Annotated in this window: 13 protein-coding genes; 6 read left to right on the forward strand and 7 right to left on the reverse strand. The window is 71.4% G+C overall.

All coding sequences use genetic code 11. From position 1 onward, the window contains the following. Window positions 1-403 precede the first annotated feature (403 nt). On the forward strand, window positions 404-856 hold the full coding sequence (locus WMF26_RS19655; protein ID WP_438001573.1) for an Rrf2 family transcriptional regulator: 453 nt from the start codon (window positions 404-406) through the stop codon (window positions 854-856). Window positions 857-897: 41 nt separating this feature from the next. On the opposite strand, the gene WMF26_RS19660 is transcribed toward WMF26_RS19655, so the two are convergent. Next, window positions 898-1,032, reverse strand: a complete 135-nt coding sequence (locus tag WMF26_RS19660; RefSeq protein ID WP_438001574.1) for a hypothetical protein — start codon at window positions 1,030-1,032, stop codon at window positions 898-900. Between WMF26_RS19660 and WMF26_RS19665 the strand changes: the two genes are divergently transcribed. Together WMF26_RS19665 and WMF26_RS19670 are read left to right on the forward strand one after the other, a co-directional pair. Continuing rightward, the gene (locus tag WMF26_RS19665) at window positions 1,031-2,365 is read left to right on the forward strand and encodes a methyltransferase domain-containing protein (RefSeq protein ID WP_438001575.1); all 1,335 of its coding nucleotides are present in this window, start codon (window positions 1,031-1,033) and stop codon (window positions 2,363-2,365) included. The genes WMF26_RS19660 and WMF26_RS19665 overlap by 2 nt on opposite strands. 191 nt (window positions 2,366-2,556) lie before the next feature. After that, window positions 2,557-3,039, forward strand: a complete 483-nt coding sequence (locus tag WMF26_RS19670; RefSeq protein WP_438001576.1) for a double zinc ribbon domain-containing protein — start codon at window positions 2,557-2,559, stop codon at window positions 3,037-3,039. A gap of 52 nt (window positions 3,040-3,091) precedes the next feature. Here WMF26_RS19670 and nhaA read toward each other — a convergent pair whose 3' ends face one another. Next, window positions 3,092-4,498, reverse strand: a complete 1,407-nt coding sequence (gene nhaA / locus WMF26_RS19675) for a Na+/H+ antiporter NhaA (protein WP_438001577.1) — start codon at window positions 4,496-4,498, stop codon at window positions 3,092-3,094. Window positions 4,499-4,851: 353 nt separating this feature from the next. On the opposite strand from nhaA, the gene WMF26_RS19680 reads away from it, so the two are divergent. Next, window positions 4,852-5,871, forward strand: a complete 1,020-nt coding sequence (locus WMF26_RS19680; RefSeq protein ID WP_438001578.1) for a phosphotransferase family protein — start codon at window positions 4,852-4,854, stop codon at window positions 5,869-5,871. On the opposite strand, the gene WMF26_RS19685 is transcribed toward WMF26_RS19680, so the two are convergent. The 3 genes from WMF26_RS19685 to WMF26_RS19695 form a co-directional block, all read right to left on the reverse strand. Further along, entirely contained in the window at window positions 5,840-6,487 is a 648-nt protein-coding gene (locus tag WMF26_RS19685) for a histidine phosphatase family protein (protein ID WP_437338595.1), read from the reverse strand. The two genes, WMF26_RS19680 and WMF26_RS19685, sit on opposite strands and share 32 nt — an antisense overlap. Before the next feature lie 186 nt (window positions 6,488-6,673). After that, window positions 6,674-7,372 carry a DUF4336 domain-containing protein gene (locus tag WMF26_RS19690; RefSeq protein WP_438001579.1) on the reverse strand — a complete coding sequence of 233 codons (699 nt, stop codon included), beginning with the start codon at window positions 7,370-7,372 and terminating at the stop codon, window positions 6,674-6,676. 100 nt (window positions 7,373-7,472) lie between these two features. After that, window positions 7,473-8,819 (reverse strand): DUF1552 domain-containing protein, encoded by a 1,347-nt coding sequence (locus tag WMF26_RS19695; protein ID WP_438002424.1) that lies wholly within the window; start codon window positions 8,817-8,819, stop codon window positions 7,473-7,475. A gap of 824 nt (window positions 8,820-9,643) precedes the next feature. Here WMF26_RS19695 and WMF26_RS19700 point away from each other — a divergent pair. After that, the gene (locus tag WMF26_RS19700; protein WP_438001580.1) at window positions 9,644-10,165 is read left to right on the forward strand and encodes an HPF/RaiA family ribosome-associated protein; all 522 of its coding nucleotides are present in this window, start codon (window positions 9,644-9,646) and stop codon (window positions 10,163-10,165) included. 6 nt (window positions 10,166-10,171) lie between these two features. On the opposite strand, the gene WMF26_RS19705 is transcribed toward WMF26_RS19700, so the two are convergent. After that, window positions 10,172-11,509 carry a PQQ-dependent sugar dehydrogenase gene (locus tag WMF26_RS19705; protein WP_438002425.1) on the reverse strand — a complete coding sequence of 446 codons (1,338 nt, stop codon included), beginning with the start codon at window positions 11,507-11,509 and terminating at the stop codon, window positions 10,172-10,174. Window positions 11,510-11,851: 342 nt separating this feature from the next. On the opposite strand from WMF26_RS19705, the gene WMF26_RS19710 reads away from it, so the two are divergent. Further along, a complete protein-coding gene (locus WMF26_RS19710; protein WP_438001581.1) occupies window positions 11,852-14,170 on the forward strand; it encodes a nitric-oxide reductase large subunit in 2,319 nt (772 codons plus the stop codon). Between the two features lie 123 nt (window positions 14,171-14,293). Here WMF26_RS19710 and WMF26_RS19715 read toward each other — a convergent pair whose 3' ends face one another. Next, window positions 14,294-14,677 carry a hypothetical protein gene (locus WMF26_RS19715; RefSeq protein ID WP_438001582.1) on the reverse strand — a complete coding sequence of 128 codons (384 nt, stop codon included), beginning with the start codon at window positions 14,675-14,677 and terminating at the stop codon, window positions 14,294-14,296. Window positions 14,678-14,713: the final 36 nt, after the last annotated feature.

Genomic DNA, 14,713 nt, shown 5'->3' on the forward strand with positions numbered 1-14,713 from the left:
GCCCTGCCGCGGGGCGGGCCCGCGGCGCGTCCATCGCCGGCGCCGCCTCACCGCGCCTCCGCGGCGGACGCGCCGCGACCCGGACCGGCGCCGCGCTCACCCGATACCCACGCGCTCCTCGTTGAAGCCCTCCGTCCGCGTCATCGCCGACTGGAAGAGGCTCGCCAGCACTTCGCCGCGTTGGGAGTGTGCCAACGAATAGGCGTTTGCGGGACTGCGCCGAGACCTCGCCGTCGCTGCTGCTCAGGCGCCACGGTCGCGCCGCGGCGGCGGGGCGCCGCCGAGCTCGCCGCGAGCGCTTCCCTTCGAGAAGGCCGCCGAAGCGCTTGGGCGCGGGTCGACGGCCGAGCTTCCGCGCCCGTGCTCCTTGACAACCCTCCGGTCATGTAACATCATAAGTTGCGTGAGACGAGACAGCCGACTCTCCGGGGTGCTTCACGTCCTGCTGCACATGGCCCAGCACGAGGGGCCCTTGACGTCCGAGCAGATGGCGAAAGCCATGGACACCAATCCCGTGGTGATCCGGCGAGTCATGGCCGGTCTCCGGGAGCAGGGATACGTCCGGTCGGAGAAGGGACATGGGGGGGGGTGGTCCCTGGCGTGCGATCTCGCGAGGGTGACCCTGCGCGACATCTACACTGCGCTCGGCTCGCCCTCGCTGCTCGCCATTGGGAACCGGACGGAGACGCCCGGCTGCGCCGTCGAAGAGGCGGTCAACGCGGCTCTTAGCAAGTCGTTCGAGGCTGCGGAGTCGCTGCTTCTGTCGCGCCTCGGCGAGGTGACGCTCGCGGCCCTGGGCGAGGACGTGCGGACTCGGGTGGCCGCTCGCCCCGCGCCTCCCAGTGACATGAGATGAACGATGAAGGCGAATCCATCCACACGAGCAGGCGCCGCCGATCAAGCCATCCACGCCCCTTCCCAGCGCCGCGCCGTCCTGGCCGGCGTGTGCGTCGCCCTCATGTGAAGAAGTACATCGTGGAGGCGCCCCAAAGGCCATGAGTAGTCCACGACGAGCAGGAGCCAAACCATCATGACCGAATTCTGGGAAACCGCGTTCGCCGAGAAGCAGCTGATGTGGGGACTGGAGCCGACGACGTCTGCTTCTCTCGCGCGCGACACGTTCGCTCGAGCCGGTGTCAAGAGTGTCCTGATACCCGGCATCGGCTACGGCAGGAACGCGAAGCCGTTCCTCGAGCGCGGGATGTCAGTGGCGGGGATCGAGATCTCTGCGGCGGCGATCGAGCTTGCCCGCTCGCGACTCGGTCTCGAGATCCCCATCGTCCACGGATCAGTCACCGACATGCCCTTCGACCGCCGGCAGTACGACGGCATCTTCTGCTACGGGCTTGTCTTCCTCCTGGATGCCCGCGGTCGCGAGAAGCTCATTCGAGACTGCTACCGCCAGCTGGCGCCCGGTGGGCACATGATCTTCACGATCATCTCAAAGAAGGCGCCAATGTACGGACATGGGCTCCGGCTCGGCGACGACTGGTACGAGCGCCTGCCCGGTCTTCCGATGTACTTCTACGACGCCGAGTCGGTGAAGCGGGAGTTCGGTCCGTACGGGCTCGTCGAGTTCTCCGACATCGACGAGCCTGCGGGCAGCAGCGCGACGCTCCCATTTATCAATGTAGTCTGCAGGAGGGACGCCGTGATCGTCGGCGCAGAGGAAGCCGTGACGCGGCTCCACGCCGGACAGGTCGAGGTCACGGTCGACGGCGCGCTCCGGCAAACCCAGGTGGAGGCTATCGCGAAGGCTCTCGAGACGAGCAAGACCACTATCCTGAGGATGGGCGGCTGCCAAATCACGGACCTTGGCTGCAAGGCCATCGGAGACGCTCTCCTCGCCAACACCGCGCTCAAGGAGCTGTGGCTGTTCAACAACGAGATAGGGGACGTCGGCGGCGAGGCTCTGGGAGATGTCCTGAGAAAACACGCTTCTCTCGCGACGCTGTGTCTCAACGAAAACCGAGTGGGCGATGTTGGGGCCAAGGCGATCGGAGAGGCTCTCCGAGCGTCCACTTCATTGGTCGAGCTGGGGCTCGGGCGGAACCAGATCGGCGACGTTGGCGCCGCGGCCATTGGAGAGGCGCTCGCATCCAACAGCTCGTTGATCGCGCTCAGCCTCAACCACAACCAGATCTGCGACGTCGGCGCAGCGAGCGTCGGCGACGCCCTTCGCAACAACGCCTCGCTCAAGATTCTCCGGCTGCGCAACAACGCCATTGGGGACGTTGGTGCGGAGGCGGTGCGGACCGCAATCGCTATGAACACCACCTTGAGAATCGTCAACTTCGAAGAAAACCCCGCGTCCCCTGCCTTTCACGCTGGCATCAAGGCAGCCCTGGAGGGGCGTCGCCAATGAGCACGGACTCGCGCGGACGGATCCGGGGCGGCTCGGGTCGCGCGGGCATGCCTTCCCTCTTTTCGGCTGCGCATGGTGCGCACCGGTGACGGGACACGCGAGGACCGGCTCGTGGCCGTGGAGATCCTGGTGGAGTGAGATCGGGCCTTCCTGCCGTTCGCTCCGCGGGAAATCGCCCGTATCCTGTCGCCATGGTCTGCCCCACGTGCGCCCGCTCGAACCCGGAGGCCTATGTCTTCTGCCCGGACTGCGGCGCCAGGCTCTCCCGCGCCGCGAGCGCGCACGTCGCGGATCCCGTCACCGATGCCCACGCCGCGAGCGCGCCGGCGGGGCGCTCCCTCGAGGAGCGGGTGGGGCGGCTCGAGCGCGAGGTCCAGGCGCTGCTCGAGCGGCGATCCGCGTCGATGCGCGACGAGCTACGCTGCCCCGCATGCGGCGCGAGGAAGATCCTCCACGCGCCCAAGGTCCTCGACGCGGACGCCGACGGGCGGAGCGAGCTCGCCATCGCGCAGCCGAGCGTCTGGAGCAGCCGGAGGGTCGGCAAGCTCGAGGCGTACATCTGCGCGGGCTGCATGCTGGTCGAGTGGCACGTGAAGGAGCTCGAGGGGCTCGACGAGAACGTGGACGTGTCGGTGCTCGACGGCGAGGCGCCGCGTCAGGGACCGTATCGTTGATCGATCGCGTCCGCCTCTGGGTTCCTGCCCGGACTCCTCGCGGAGGGTGGGGCTACTGCTCCGTCGACGCCTCGGCCTCGGCGGCCGTCCGCGCCGCGCCGAGCGCCGGGGCCGCCGGCAGCGCGAGCCTGCCGACGAGGAGGCCCACCACGGCGGCCACGGCCGAGGCGAGCAGGACGCCGAGCTTGGCCGCGGCGAGCTTCGCGGGGTCGTCGAACGCGAGGCCGGCGATGAAGATCGCCATCGTGAAGCCGATGCCCGCGACGCAGCCCACGACCGCGATCCCGCGCCAGCCGACGCCGCGCGGCAGGGCGCAGACGCCGAGCCGGACCATCGCGAAGCTCGCGAGGAAGATGCCGATCGGCTTGCCGACGACCAGGCCGAGCATGACCCCGAGCAGGATCGTCCCCGAGGCCGCGTGGCCGAGCGAGGAGCCGTCGACGCGGACGCCGGCGTTGGCGAAGGCGAACAGCGGCATGATGCCGTACGCGACCCACGGGTGGAGCGCCGCCTGGAGCCGGACCACGGGCGGCAGCGCCTCGAGCTGGGCCTGCCGGATCTGCCCGAGGGGCTGCAGCAGCTCGTCCGCGCGGTGGTCGTCGCGCTGAACGAGCGTGGCGACCCGGTCCACCGTGTCGCGCGCCGCGGCGAGGAACCCGTGGCTGCCGAACCAGGAGCGCACCGGCGTGAGCAGCCCGATGACGACGCCGGCGATCGTCGGGTGGACGCCGGCGCTGAGCATGCCCCACCAGAGGACGGCGCCAGGGGCCACGTAGGCGGCGGGCGAGCGGACGCCGAACCGCTGGAGCAGCCGCACCGCGAGCAGCCCGCCGCCGGCGATGAGCAGCCCGCTCCACGCGACGCCCGACGAGTAGAACAGCGCGATGACGATGATCGCGCCGATGTCGTCGATGATCGCGAGCGCGAGCAGGAGCACGCGCAGGGCAGGGGGCACGCGCTTGCCGAGCAAGGCCAGGACGCCCACCGCGAACGCGATGTCGGTCGCCGTGGGGACGCCCCAGCCGTGCCGCGAGGCGGGCGACATGTTGAGCGACAGGTAGAGGAGCGCGGGCGCCATCATGCCGCCGAGCGCCGCGGCGACCGGCAGCGCCGCGCGCTTGAGATCCGAGAGCTCCCCCTCGTGGATCTCCCGCCGGATCTCCAGGCCGACGACGAAGAAGAAGATCGTCATCAGCCCTTCGTTGATCCAGAAGTGCAGGGGCTGCGTGAACACCAGCGAGCCGGCGCCGATCGTGATCGGGAGATGCCAGAGGTGCTCGTACGCGTCGCCCCACGGCGAGTTCGCCCACGCGAGGGCGACGACGGACGCGACCAAGAGGACGATCCCGCTGGCGGCCTCGACGTGCAGGAACCGCTCGATCGGGCCGAGGACGCGCTCGGCGATGCGGCGCGCGGGGGCCCAGGTTCCGGGGGCGTGCTGTGATGGGGATCGACTCAAGGGACCGCCAGGGCGCGAGCGGCGTCGCGCAAAGGGGGGAAGGCGGCCCGACCGTCCCGCGATGACCTGTCGCGGCGCTCTGCCGCCGCGACACCCGCACGGGAGAATACTCATCCGGGCAACCGAAGCCAGTCAGAACAGGCTCTCCGGGCCTTGTGCGCTCGCCGCCCTCGCGGTCGCGCGCCGCCGCCCGGGGAGGCCGCTCCAGCGCGGCCGCGCGCCGCCGCTCCGGCATCGCCGGGCGCACGGCGCCGGCGCGCGGACCGGATTCGAGGTGCAGGGTGGATCGTGAGCTGGACTCGGCGCATCGTCGGCTCGGGGAGGCGATCGATGTCGGCTCGGGGAGGTGATCGATGACGCGAAGTGCCCTGGATCGCGCCGCGGTGGCGGCTTTCCTCGCCGCGCGCCACGGCGGTGCCGCCGGCGACGCGGCCATCGAGGTGCGCCCGCTCCCGGGCGGGCTCTGCTCGGAGGTCGCGCTGGTCACCGCGCGGCTGCGCGGCGGCGCGCGGGCGCTCCGGGTCGCGCTGGTGGCCAAGCTCGTGCACGGCGCCGCGGCGCGCGAGGCGGCCGTCTACCGGCGGCTCTCGAGGTCCGTCGCGCGGCGCTTCTCGCCCGAGCTGCTCGGCGTAGAGCGGCTCGGGCGCGGGCGCTGGCTGCTCTACCTCGAGCGGATCGAGCCGGCGCACGCCTGGCCCTGGTCCGACAGCGCGCACACCGCCCAGGTGCTCGAGCGGCTGGCGCGCCTCCACGCGACGGCGCCGGGCGCCTCCCTGCCGGCGTGGGACTACGAGGCCGAGAACCTGGCCGCGGCGCGGGGCACCCTCGCGCTGGCCGAGCGCCTGCCCCGCGGCGAGGTCCCGGCGCTCGCCCGGTCGCTGCCCGCGCTGCGGCGGGTCGTGGCGGCGCTGCCCGCGATGCGCCGCCAGCTCCTCGAGCTCCGGCCGCTCGGCCGCGCGGTGATCCACGGCGACGTGCACCCGGGGAACGTCATGGTCCGCCGGCGCGACGGGGTCGTGGAGCCGGTGCTGCTCGACTGGGCGCGCGCGCGGATCGGCTCGCCGCTGGAGGACGTGAGCTCGTGGCTCCAGGCCCTCGGCACCTGGGAGCCGGAGGCGCGGCGCCGCCACGACACGCTGCTCGCCGGCTACCTCTCGGCGCGCGGCCTCGCCCCGGCGCTGACCCGGCCGCTGCGCGACGCCTACTGGTTCGCGGCCGCGTCCAACGCGCTCGCGGGCGCGCTCGGGGTCCACCTCGCGCTGGCGTGCCGGGCGAGCGAGCCCGGCGCGACGCCGGACGCGCGCGCGGCCGCGGCCCGGAACGCGGCGGATTGGCTGCGCGTCATCCGCCGGGCCGACGCGTGCTGGCGCTGACGTGCTCGCGGTCGTCGAAGCGCAGGAGGACGCCGCGCTCGCCCTGCCACGAGAGCGACGTGAGGCTGGCGTTGCCTGGCCGGAACGGCTCCCAGCGCGCGGCCGGGACGCCGTGCAGCGCCCCGAGGATCTGGCCGATGACGCCCGCGTGCGTGACCACGAGCGCGCGCTGCCCCGGGTGCGCCGCGGCGATCGCGCCGATCGTGGCGAGGCAGCGCGCGCGGAACTCGCGGTAGCTCTCCCCGCCCGGCCAGCGGAAGTCGTCGTCGTCCTGGCGCAGGTTCGCCTCCCAGAGCGCGGCGTGGCGCGCCTTGACCTCCTCGATCGGCGCGCCGTCCACGTCGCCGCAGCAGATCTCGCGCAGGCCGTCGTGCGGGCGGACGGGGCCCCACGCGCCGGCCGCGATCCGCGCCGTCTCGAGCGCGCGGCTCAGCGGGCTCGCGTACACGGCGTCGAACGCCGGGCCTCTGGCGAGGCGGCGGCCCAGCGCCTCGGCCTCCTCGCGCCCGCGCGCGTCGAGCGGCGTGTCGGTCCACCCGCTCATCGGCGTCGCGGGACCGCCGCGGTTACCCGCGGTGCGGCCGTGGCGCACGAGGAACAGGAGGCAGGGTCGCATGGTCCGGGGGAGCGGGGGCGCTCGGCCAGGAGGCTAGTACCGCGGGTCAGGAGTCCCGCCAGAAGAACCGGTCGATGGCGAGCGGTCGCCGACAACCGTAGAGATTTCCATGGTTTCAGCCTCTTTCGTCGCCGAGCGATTCTCCTTCGCTCGCCGTGCCGCCGGGCCCTTCGGTGCGCTGCGACGCTAGAGCGTGGCGCCGGGCTGCCTCAGGTGAGGAGGAACAGCGAAGTCCCAGGCTTCGGCGAGCCGTTGAGCGGGTCGATCCGTGATCGGATCGGCGTGGGCCACCAGGATCCGCTGTAGCGGCAGCGCGCGCATCTGCGCGATCGACTCAGCCACCGCCGTGCTCGCGCGAGCATGCATTCGGACGTCGGGGGGCGTCCTGACTTTCCCGTAGCGTCCCGTGATGCGCGCTGCAGCTCGCCAGGTCCAGTGGTCGCGCGCGCAGGCGGACATGAGCAGATCTGCGGCGATCAGAGAGCCGCTCGCCGGGTGGAAGAAGACCGTCTCGTCGAGAAAAGGAACGCCCCTCAGCTGAATAGGGGTCAGCTCAGGGGTAGCGCGGAGATACGCGGGATCGTCCGTGCCCATGGTCGAGCGGACGCGCGGGTTGCGCGCCTCTGCAGACCTTGGTCCGACGACGAGCGCGTCCGGGTATCGAGCGGCAGTGGCCGGCGTTTGCAGGTGGTGGAATCGATTGGGCACCACGATCCAGCGCACCTCGCCGAGCGCATCGAGCGCCGCGCACACGTCGTCCGTGGGGGTGCAGGGGCTATGAACCCAGAGGGCATCGCCCGAGAGTCGAACGACGGTGGTCCTCGATCGCAGGCGAACGCCGCTGAACCATACCGGGCGTTCGGTGACCCAGATGGAGTCTGGCACGACGACCTCGAAGACGCGGGGAGGTGTCACTGCGGTAGCTTACGCTCCTTCGGGTCTCGCTGCCGGAAATCTGCTCGCAGCGCGGCCCGCAAGGCCGGGCCTACGTGAGGTTCGTGAGCGGCCCGGTGCAGTGCGCCAGCGAGCCGAACGTGGTCCGGGGGTCGCCGAACAGGTTCAAGATCGAGACGAGCAGGTCGTTGTGCGGGAGGCTCGGGTACTGGACCCAGCGCCCGGTGCGCAGGCCCCCGCCGCCGCCGGCCAGCAGGAACGGCATGTCCTTCTTCGCGTGGGTCGCCGGATCCGAGATCTCGGAGCCGAAGAAGACGACGCTCTCGTCGAGCAGCGAATGCCCGCCCATGTCGATCTTCTCCATCTCCTGCAAGAGATAGAGGTGCTGCTGCGAGTACCAGGTGTGGATGCGCGCGCACTCGACTGGCTTGTAGCCGCCGTTATGCTGGTAGAAATGGTGGTTCTCGGTCAGGTTCAGCCACGGCAACGTGTGCTTCGCCTCGGTGTCGCTCCACTGCAGGGTGCCGACCGCGGTGATGTCGCAGGCGAGCGCCATCACCAGCATGTCCGTCATCAGCTTGCCCACCCTGGGGATGGCCGCGTCGGTCGAGGCGTCCACGTTCGCGCCGTTGTCGTCCGCGTTGAGCCCCGAGCTCGGGTCGTAGTCGGACGTGTCGACCCCCGTCGGGACCCGGCAAGCGCCCGCCGCGGCCGGCGTGCTGCCGAGGCTCTGCTCGATCTCGCGGAGCTTCGTGAGGTGCTGGTCGATCTTCTGCTTGTCGGCCGCGCCGAGCCGCGCGGAGAGGGCGGCGTAGCGCCCGTCGAGGAAGTCGAGGATCGATCGCTTCCGCGCGAGGCGGAGGGCGGCGTCGTCGCTGGCGCCGGGGTTCAGCGTGCCGAAGAGCTCGGTGAAGATCTCCACCGGATCGAGGCGCGGCGGGATGGGGCTGTACGGCGCGGTGTCCTCGAAATTGACGACGTTCATGGGCGACATCAGGCCGTGGGACTTGCCCGTCGCCCAGCGCACCGCGAGCTGGAGGCTCGCCTTCGCCTTCCGACCGGCGGAGATCCGGGAGGCGATCACCTGATCGATGGACGGCCCCCTCCCGTAGCCGCCGTTGCTCGAGCCCTCCTGCTCCGTGCCCGTGAGCCAGGCGATGATCCCGGCCTGGTGCTGCTCCCCGCGCGCGCTCTTCATGTCGAGGCCGTCGACGACGAGCAGCCGGTCCTGCACCGGCGCGAGCGGCGCCAGGATGGGGCCCAGGGTGAAGCTCGTCTCGGTGCCGGTCGGACGCCAGCGGTCCATCACGGTCCCGCCGGGCGTGTAGACGGCGAGGAAGCGCCGGGCGGGGGCGGGTTGCGCGTGCGCCGGGCGCTCGGTCCCCATGATCTCCAGCCACGGGAGCGCGACGGCGATGGCGCCGGCGCCTCGCAGCATGGCGCGTCGACTCAAGCGGAATTTCGACATACCCCTCGCTCCTGTCAGGCAGCCATGTAGAGGAAACCGCACGTCCGGGTGAGCTCGACGAGGAGCCGCAGGCCCGTGACCTGAGGACCAGAGCTCGTCGTCGCTCCTCGAGCGCACCGGGCAAGCCGATGCCCCGTGATTCAACAATACTATTTACGAAATGACCAGAGGATTGTGGTCCGGGGCCCACCGGACCACGAGGCGGGGCACGACGAGAGCGCATGCCGTACAGATGAATTTCTCCTATCGGGGCGCGGGCCTGATTGCCTCGGGGCGCGGGCCTGATTGCCGCGATGCGGCATGTCTGGCTGCGGGCGGGATTCCGGCAATTCGCGTACGTCCGGCACGGCGGACGAGCGCGGCTCTGCCATGGCCACAGGCAGCTCGGCTGTCCGAGATCGTCTTCGAGGCCGCGAAAGAGCTTGCCGACGCGGCGGCAAGGCGCAATGTCGTGGGCGGGGGACACGCCATGGGGTGCACGCAGGGACGGGCGGCCCGGATTGACGTAGAACAGCCGGGCGACGAGCGGCGTCGGGGCGAGGAGCAGCGCGCCGGGCAGGCTGGAAAAGTGGGCATGCCGGCCAGGCCCCTGCGTGATGTCGACGTCGTGGACGAGGCCTGTCAGCAGTCGTTTCCCGCGAGCGATCCGCCGGCGTGGACGCCTGCGAGGGCCGGCCTCCCACGCAATGAGCTCGTGGCCGAGCTCGGCTCGGGAGCCGAGCTCGGCTCGGCGATGAGGCGCATGCAGCACCCCCGTCGCGGCAGCGCTCCCCGCAAGCAGCGGGGGACCTATCATGGGTGATCGAACTCGCAAGGTGGCGGCAAGCAAGTTTCGGACAGCGCTGCCGGCCGAGCTCCCGCGGCCCGTCAAGCGGGCCGGGAGCTCCCGCGGGCAGCCGCCTGCCCACGTGCGCACGATCGGGGTGGACCTCGATCCCACGGACCGGGAGCACATCCGCCAGAAGCTGGGCAGGAGGCTCAGCAAGTTCGGTGCGTCCATCGAACGCATCAGCGTTCGCCTGACGGACACCAACGGGCCGCGCGGAGGCATCGACAAGATCTGCCGGATCAAGGTGGTCCTCTCCGGGCTGCCGAGCGTCGTTACCGAGCATCGAGATGCGTCGAAGCAAGCCGCGATCGATGGCGCGCTCGCCAGGATCGAGCCGGCCGTGCGGTCGCGCCTCGGGCGTGCACGCATGAAGCCGCTGCACGGAAGAGCGTCCCGCCCGCTCGTACGCACGCGCCGAGCGCCGACGCGGGGAGTCGAGCCAGCGCGTGGATCGGCCACGCCCCGCTCCCGCGGCTCGGCCGCTTAGCGCTTCTCAATCGGCGGGAGCGCGGCTTCCGCCGTAGGCGACCCGCCACACGGTGTTGCTCTGGTCGTCGCTGACCAGCAGCGCGCCGTCCTTGGCCACCGCGACGCCGACCGGACGGCCCCACACGTCGCCGGTCCTCGTGACGAAGCCGGTCATGAAGTCCTCGTAGTACCCCTCCGCCTTGCCGTCCTTGACCGGGATGCGGATCACCTTGTAGCCGGTGCGCCGCGAGCGGTTCCACGAGCCGTGCTCCGCGGCGAAGATGTGGCCCTGGTAGTCGGCCGGGAACTGGTGGCCCGTGTAGAAGCAGAGATCGAGCGACGCCGAGTGCGACTGGATCAGCACGTCCGGCACGAGGACCTTGTCCCTCAGCTCGGGGCGCTTGCCCTCGTGGCGCGGATCCTGGTTCGGGCCGAGGTAGTACCAGGGCCAGCCGTAGAAGCCGCCCTCTTGCACACGCGTCACGTAATCGGGGACCAGGTTGTCGCCCAGCTCGTCGCGCTCGTTCACGCTGGTCCAGAGCGCGCCGGTCGACGGCTCGATCGCCAGCCCGACCGGGTTGCGGATGCCGGACGCATAGAGCGTCTCGTCCTTGCCGTCGGGCGTGAAGGCCAGGATGCAGGCGCGGCGGTGCTCGTCCTCGTCGTCGTCGACGTTGGACCGCGAGCCCACGGACACGAACATCCGCTGATTGTCCTTGCTGAAGGCGATATCGCGGGTCCAGTGGCCGCCGCCGCCCACCATCTCCTTGCCCGAGGGGATGTCGGTGACCAGCGGCTCGGCCGGGCCGCTCGCCTTCGTGTCGCCCGTCTTGTAAGGAAACCTCACCACGCTGTCGGTGTTCGCGACGTAGACGTGCGTCGGCGCGTCGGTGCCCGACGGATAGAAGGCGATGCCGAAGGGGCGGTTGAGATCCTCGGCGAAGGCGCTGCGGGCTTCGGCCTTGCCGTCGCCGTCCGCGTCCCGGAGCACCGTCACCCGGTCCGCCCCGCTCTCGGCCACGAACACGTCGCCGTTCGGCGCCACCTGGAGGACGCGCGGCTCGTCCAGGCCCGTGGCGAGCTCGGTGACGGTGAATCCTGACGGCACTTTGGGGAACACACCGGCTGGACGATCTGCCTTGCTCGGCCGGTTGACCACCGACTCGTCCTCGTTGGGCGGCGGGAGGTCAGCGGCGGTGATCTTGCGTTTGACCCCCGGCGCGTCCGTGGTCCAGTCGCCCAGCGCGTCGGCGCCGGTGAGGATCCTGTCGGTGGGCGCTGGCTGCGGCGTGACCTCGGCGCGCTTGGGCGAGCACGCGGCCAGCGCGCCCGCGCCGGCGAACGCCAAGAGCACCCGAGCCACCCTGCGCCGGGCCCACCGGCGGTCTGTTCTTCGGTCGTCCATGACCTGTGATTGCCATTCGGATCCTCCTCTGTCCACAGCTCCTTTCAACCACCGATCAGCGACCGATGAGCCCGCCAATCTCCTCGCCTCGCGTCAGGCGCACCGGCGCCCCCGCGCGGCAGAGGACGTCGAGCAACGGGTGCGCGCAGGCGCAAAACGTGCGCCCCAGCACCCACGAGATGAAGCGGGGAAGGGGAGCGGCACGCCGCCTGCTTGATGACCCGGCGTCACGACCTGAGCCCGGAGCTGCGCCGCGGAGGCGCGGGCGCGCCGCGGGCTCGCGCGAACAACGAGGTCGATATGCATAGCCTACGACGACTCTGGCTGGCGCTCGCCGCCGTCATCACCCTTGGATTCTTGATCCTCGGCTTCATGGGCCGGGAGGTGTACCGCAAGGCCCCGCCGATCCCCGAGATCGTGCGGACGCCGTCCGGCCGGGTGCTGCTCACGAAGGACGATATCCTCGATGGGCAGCTGGTCTATCAGAGCATCGGCGGACAGCAGGTCGGCAGCGTCTGGGGGCACGGCGCTTACCAGGCGCCGGACTGGTCGGCCGACTGGCTCCATCGCGAGGCCGAGGCGCTCCTCTCGCTCTGGAGCCAGCGAGCGCACGGCGCGCCGTTCGCGGCGCTGCCCGACGAGGCGCAGGCCGCGCTCAAGGCGCGGCTCCAGCGGACGATGCGCGACAGCGCCGTCGACCCGGCGACCGGCACGCTCACGATCTCCGAGGATCGCGCGCTGGCGATCGAGGAGACCGCGGCGCACTACCGCGCGCTGTTCGGCGATGAGCCGGCGCTCACCGGCCTGCGCGAGAGCTACGCGCTGCACACGGGCGCGGTCCCGGACGCGGGGCGGCGCGACAAGCTGACGGCGTTCTTCTTCTGGACCTCGTGGGCCTGCGCCGCGGAGCGCCCCGGCACCGGCGCGAGCTACACGAACAACTGGCCTCATGAGCCGCTCATCGGCAACGTCCCCACGGCCCCCAGCGTCGTCTGGTCGGTCGTGAGCATCGTGCTCTTGCTCGCGGGGATCGGCGCCCTCGTGTGGTATCACGCCTTCCGCCGCGCCGAGGACGCGGCCGCCCCCGCGCCGGCGCGCGATCCGCTGGCCGGCTGGGTGCTCACCCCGTCGATGCGGGCCGTCGGCAAATACTGTGTCGTCGTGGTCGCGCTGCTCGCGCTCCAGGTCGCGCTCGGCGCGCTGACCGCGCATTACACGGTCGAGGGACACGAGGTCTTCGGATTGCCGGTCGCCGACTACCTGCCTTACGCGGTGACGCGCACCTGGCACGTCCAGCTCGGCGTCTTCTGGATCGCCACGGCCTTCCTCGCGGCGGGGCTCTTCCTCGCGCCGGCCGTGGGCGGGCGCGAGCCGAGGGGGCAGCGGCTCGGCGTGAACGTCCTCTTCGGCGCGCTCGTCCTCGTGGTCTTCGGCTCGCTCGCCGGAGAGTGGCTGTCGGTCAAGCAGCGCTTCGCGCTCGAGGCGTCCTTCTGGTTCGGGCACCAGGGGTACGAGTACGTCGACCTCGGCCGCGCCTTCCAGATCGCGCTCTTCGGCGGCCTCGCGCTCTGGCTCTTCCTGATGCTGCGCGCCCTCTGGCCCGCCCTCGCGCGGCGCGACGTGAGCCGGCACATCGTGCTGCTCTTCACCGGCGCCACGGTCGCGATCGGGATGTTCTACGGCGTGGGCCTGTTCTACGGCGCGAAGACGCACCTCTCGATCATGGAATACTGGCGCTGGTGGGTCGTGCACCTCTGGGTCGAGGGGTTCATGGAGGTCTTCGCCACCGCGGCGATCGCGTTCCTGTTCACGCGGCTCGGGCTCGTGCGGCCCGACAGCGCGGCGCGGGCGGCGATCCTGTCGACCTGCATCTTCCTCGTCTCGGGCATCCCCGGCACGTTCCACCACCTGTACTTCAGCGGCACGCCGGTCTCGGTCATGGCCGTCGGCGCCAGCTTCAGCGCCCTGGAGGTGGTGCCGCTCGTCCTCGTCGGGATGGAGGCGCACGAGACGTGGCGGATGCAGCACCGGAGCGCGTGGATGCAGGCCTATCGCTGGCCCATCCAGTTCTTCGTCGCGGTCGCGTTCTGGAACTTCGTGGGCGCGGGGGTGTTCGGGTTCCTCATCAACCCGCCGATCGCCCTCTATTACATGCAGGGCCTGAACACGACGCCCGTGCACGCGCACGCCGCCCTCTTCGGCGTCTACGGCCTGCTCTCGCTCGGCCTCGTGCTCGTGATGCTCCGCCGGCTGCGCCCCGAGGCGGTCTGGAACGAGGCGCGGCTCCGGGTGGCGTTCTGGGGGATGAACGCCGGGCTCGGGCTGATGATCGCGCTGAGCCTCCTGCCGATCGGCCTCGCGCAGGCGTGGGCCAGCGTCGACCGCGGGCTGTGGTACGCGCGGAGCGCGGAGTTCCTGCAGCAGCCGGTGCTCGAGGCGCTGCGCTGGATGCGCCTCGTCGGGGACAGCGTGTTCATCGCCGGCGTCGTGGCCTTCGTGGCGTTCGTCGCGGGGCTCTGGACGCGACGGCCGGCGGGCGCCGCCTCGGCGAGGCCCGCCGCGGCCGGCGAGGCGGCGGCGATGGCCGCGCCCGCGGCGAGCCGCGCCCCGGCGGCCTGAGGCGCCCGAGGCCCGAGTCGCTGTGCGCGACGAGGCGAGCTGCCGGCGGAGGGGGGCCGCCGGCGCGCGGAGGGCGGGTTGAGCACGCGACCGCGGAAGGTGAGCCGAGTCCGCCGCTGCCCTTCAGAACAGCAGCCGGACGCCTCCGCCGAGCGGGCCGATGTGCAGCTCCGCCTGGGTCTTCGCGCGATCGCTCTGGATCTGCCCCGTGACCCAGAGCGGTATGCCGGTGACGGCCATGGCGCCTCCGAGGCTCATGAGCACGGTGGGAAAGACCCACGCCTTCGACGCGCAACCGCAGAGATCCTCGCCGCGCGGCCGGGTGAGGAAGTACATCCCCGCTCCGACGGAGCCGAGGACCAACCCGCCGACGGAGAGGCCGACGCCCACGTCGCGCCGGGTGGTGTCGACGGGAGCGACGGGCGCGGCTCGCTCGGCCCGCGCGTCGCCCGCGAGGAGCGCGTTGCCCGCGAAGAGCACGATCGACCCGAGCGCGGCGAATCGCATGCCCGCGAGGATCCCTGGTCCCGGCGCGCCCGTCAA

Source organism: Sorangium sp. So ce185, from assembly GCF_051526825.1.
Classification (GTDB): Bacteria; Myxococcota_A; Polyangia; order Polyangiales; family Polyangiaceae; genus Sorangium; species Sorangium cellulosum_D.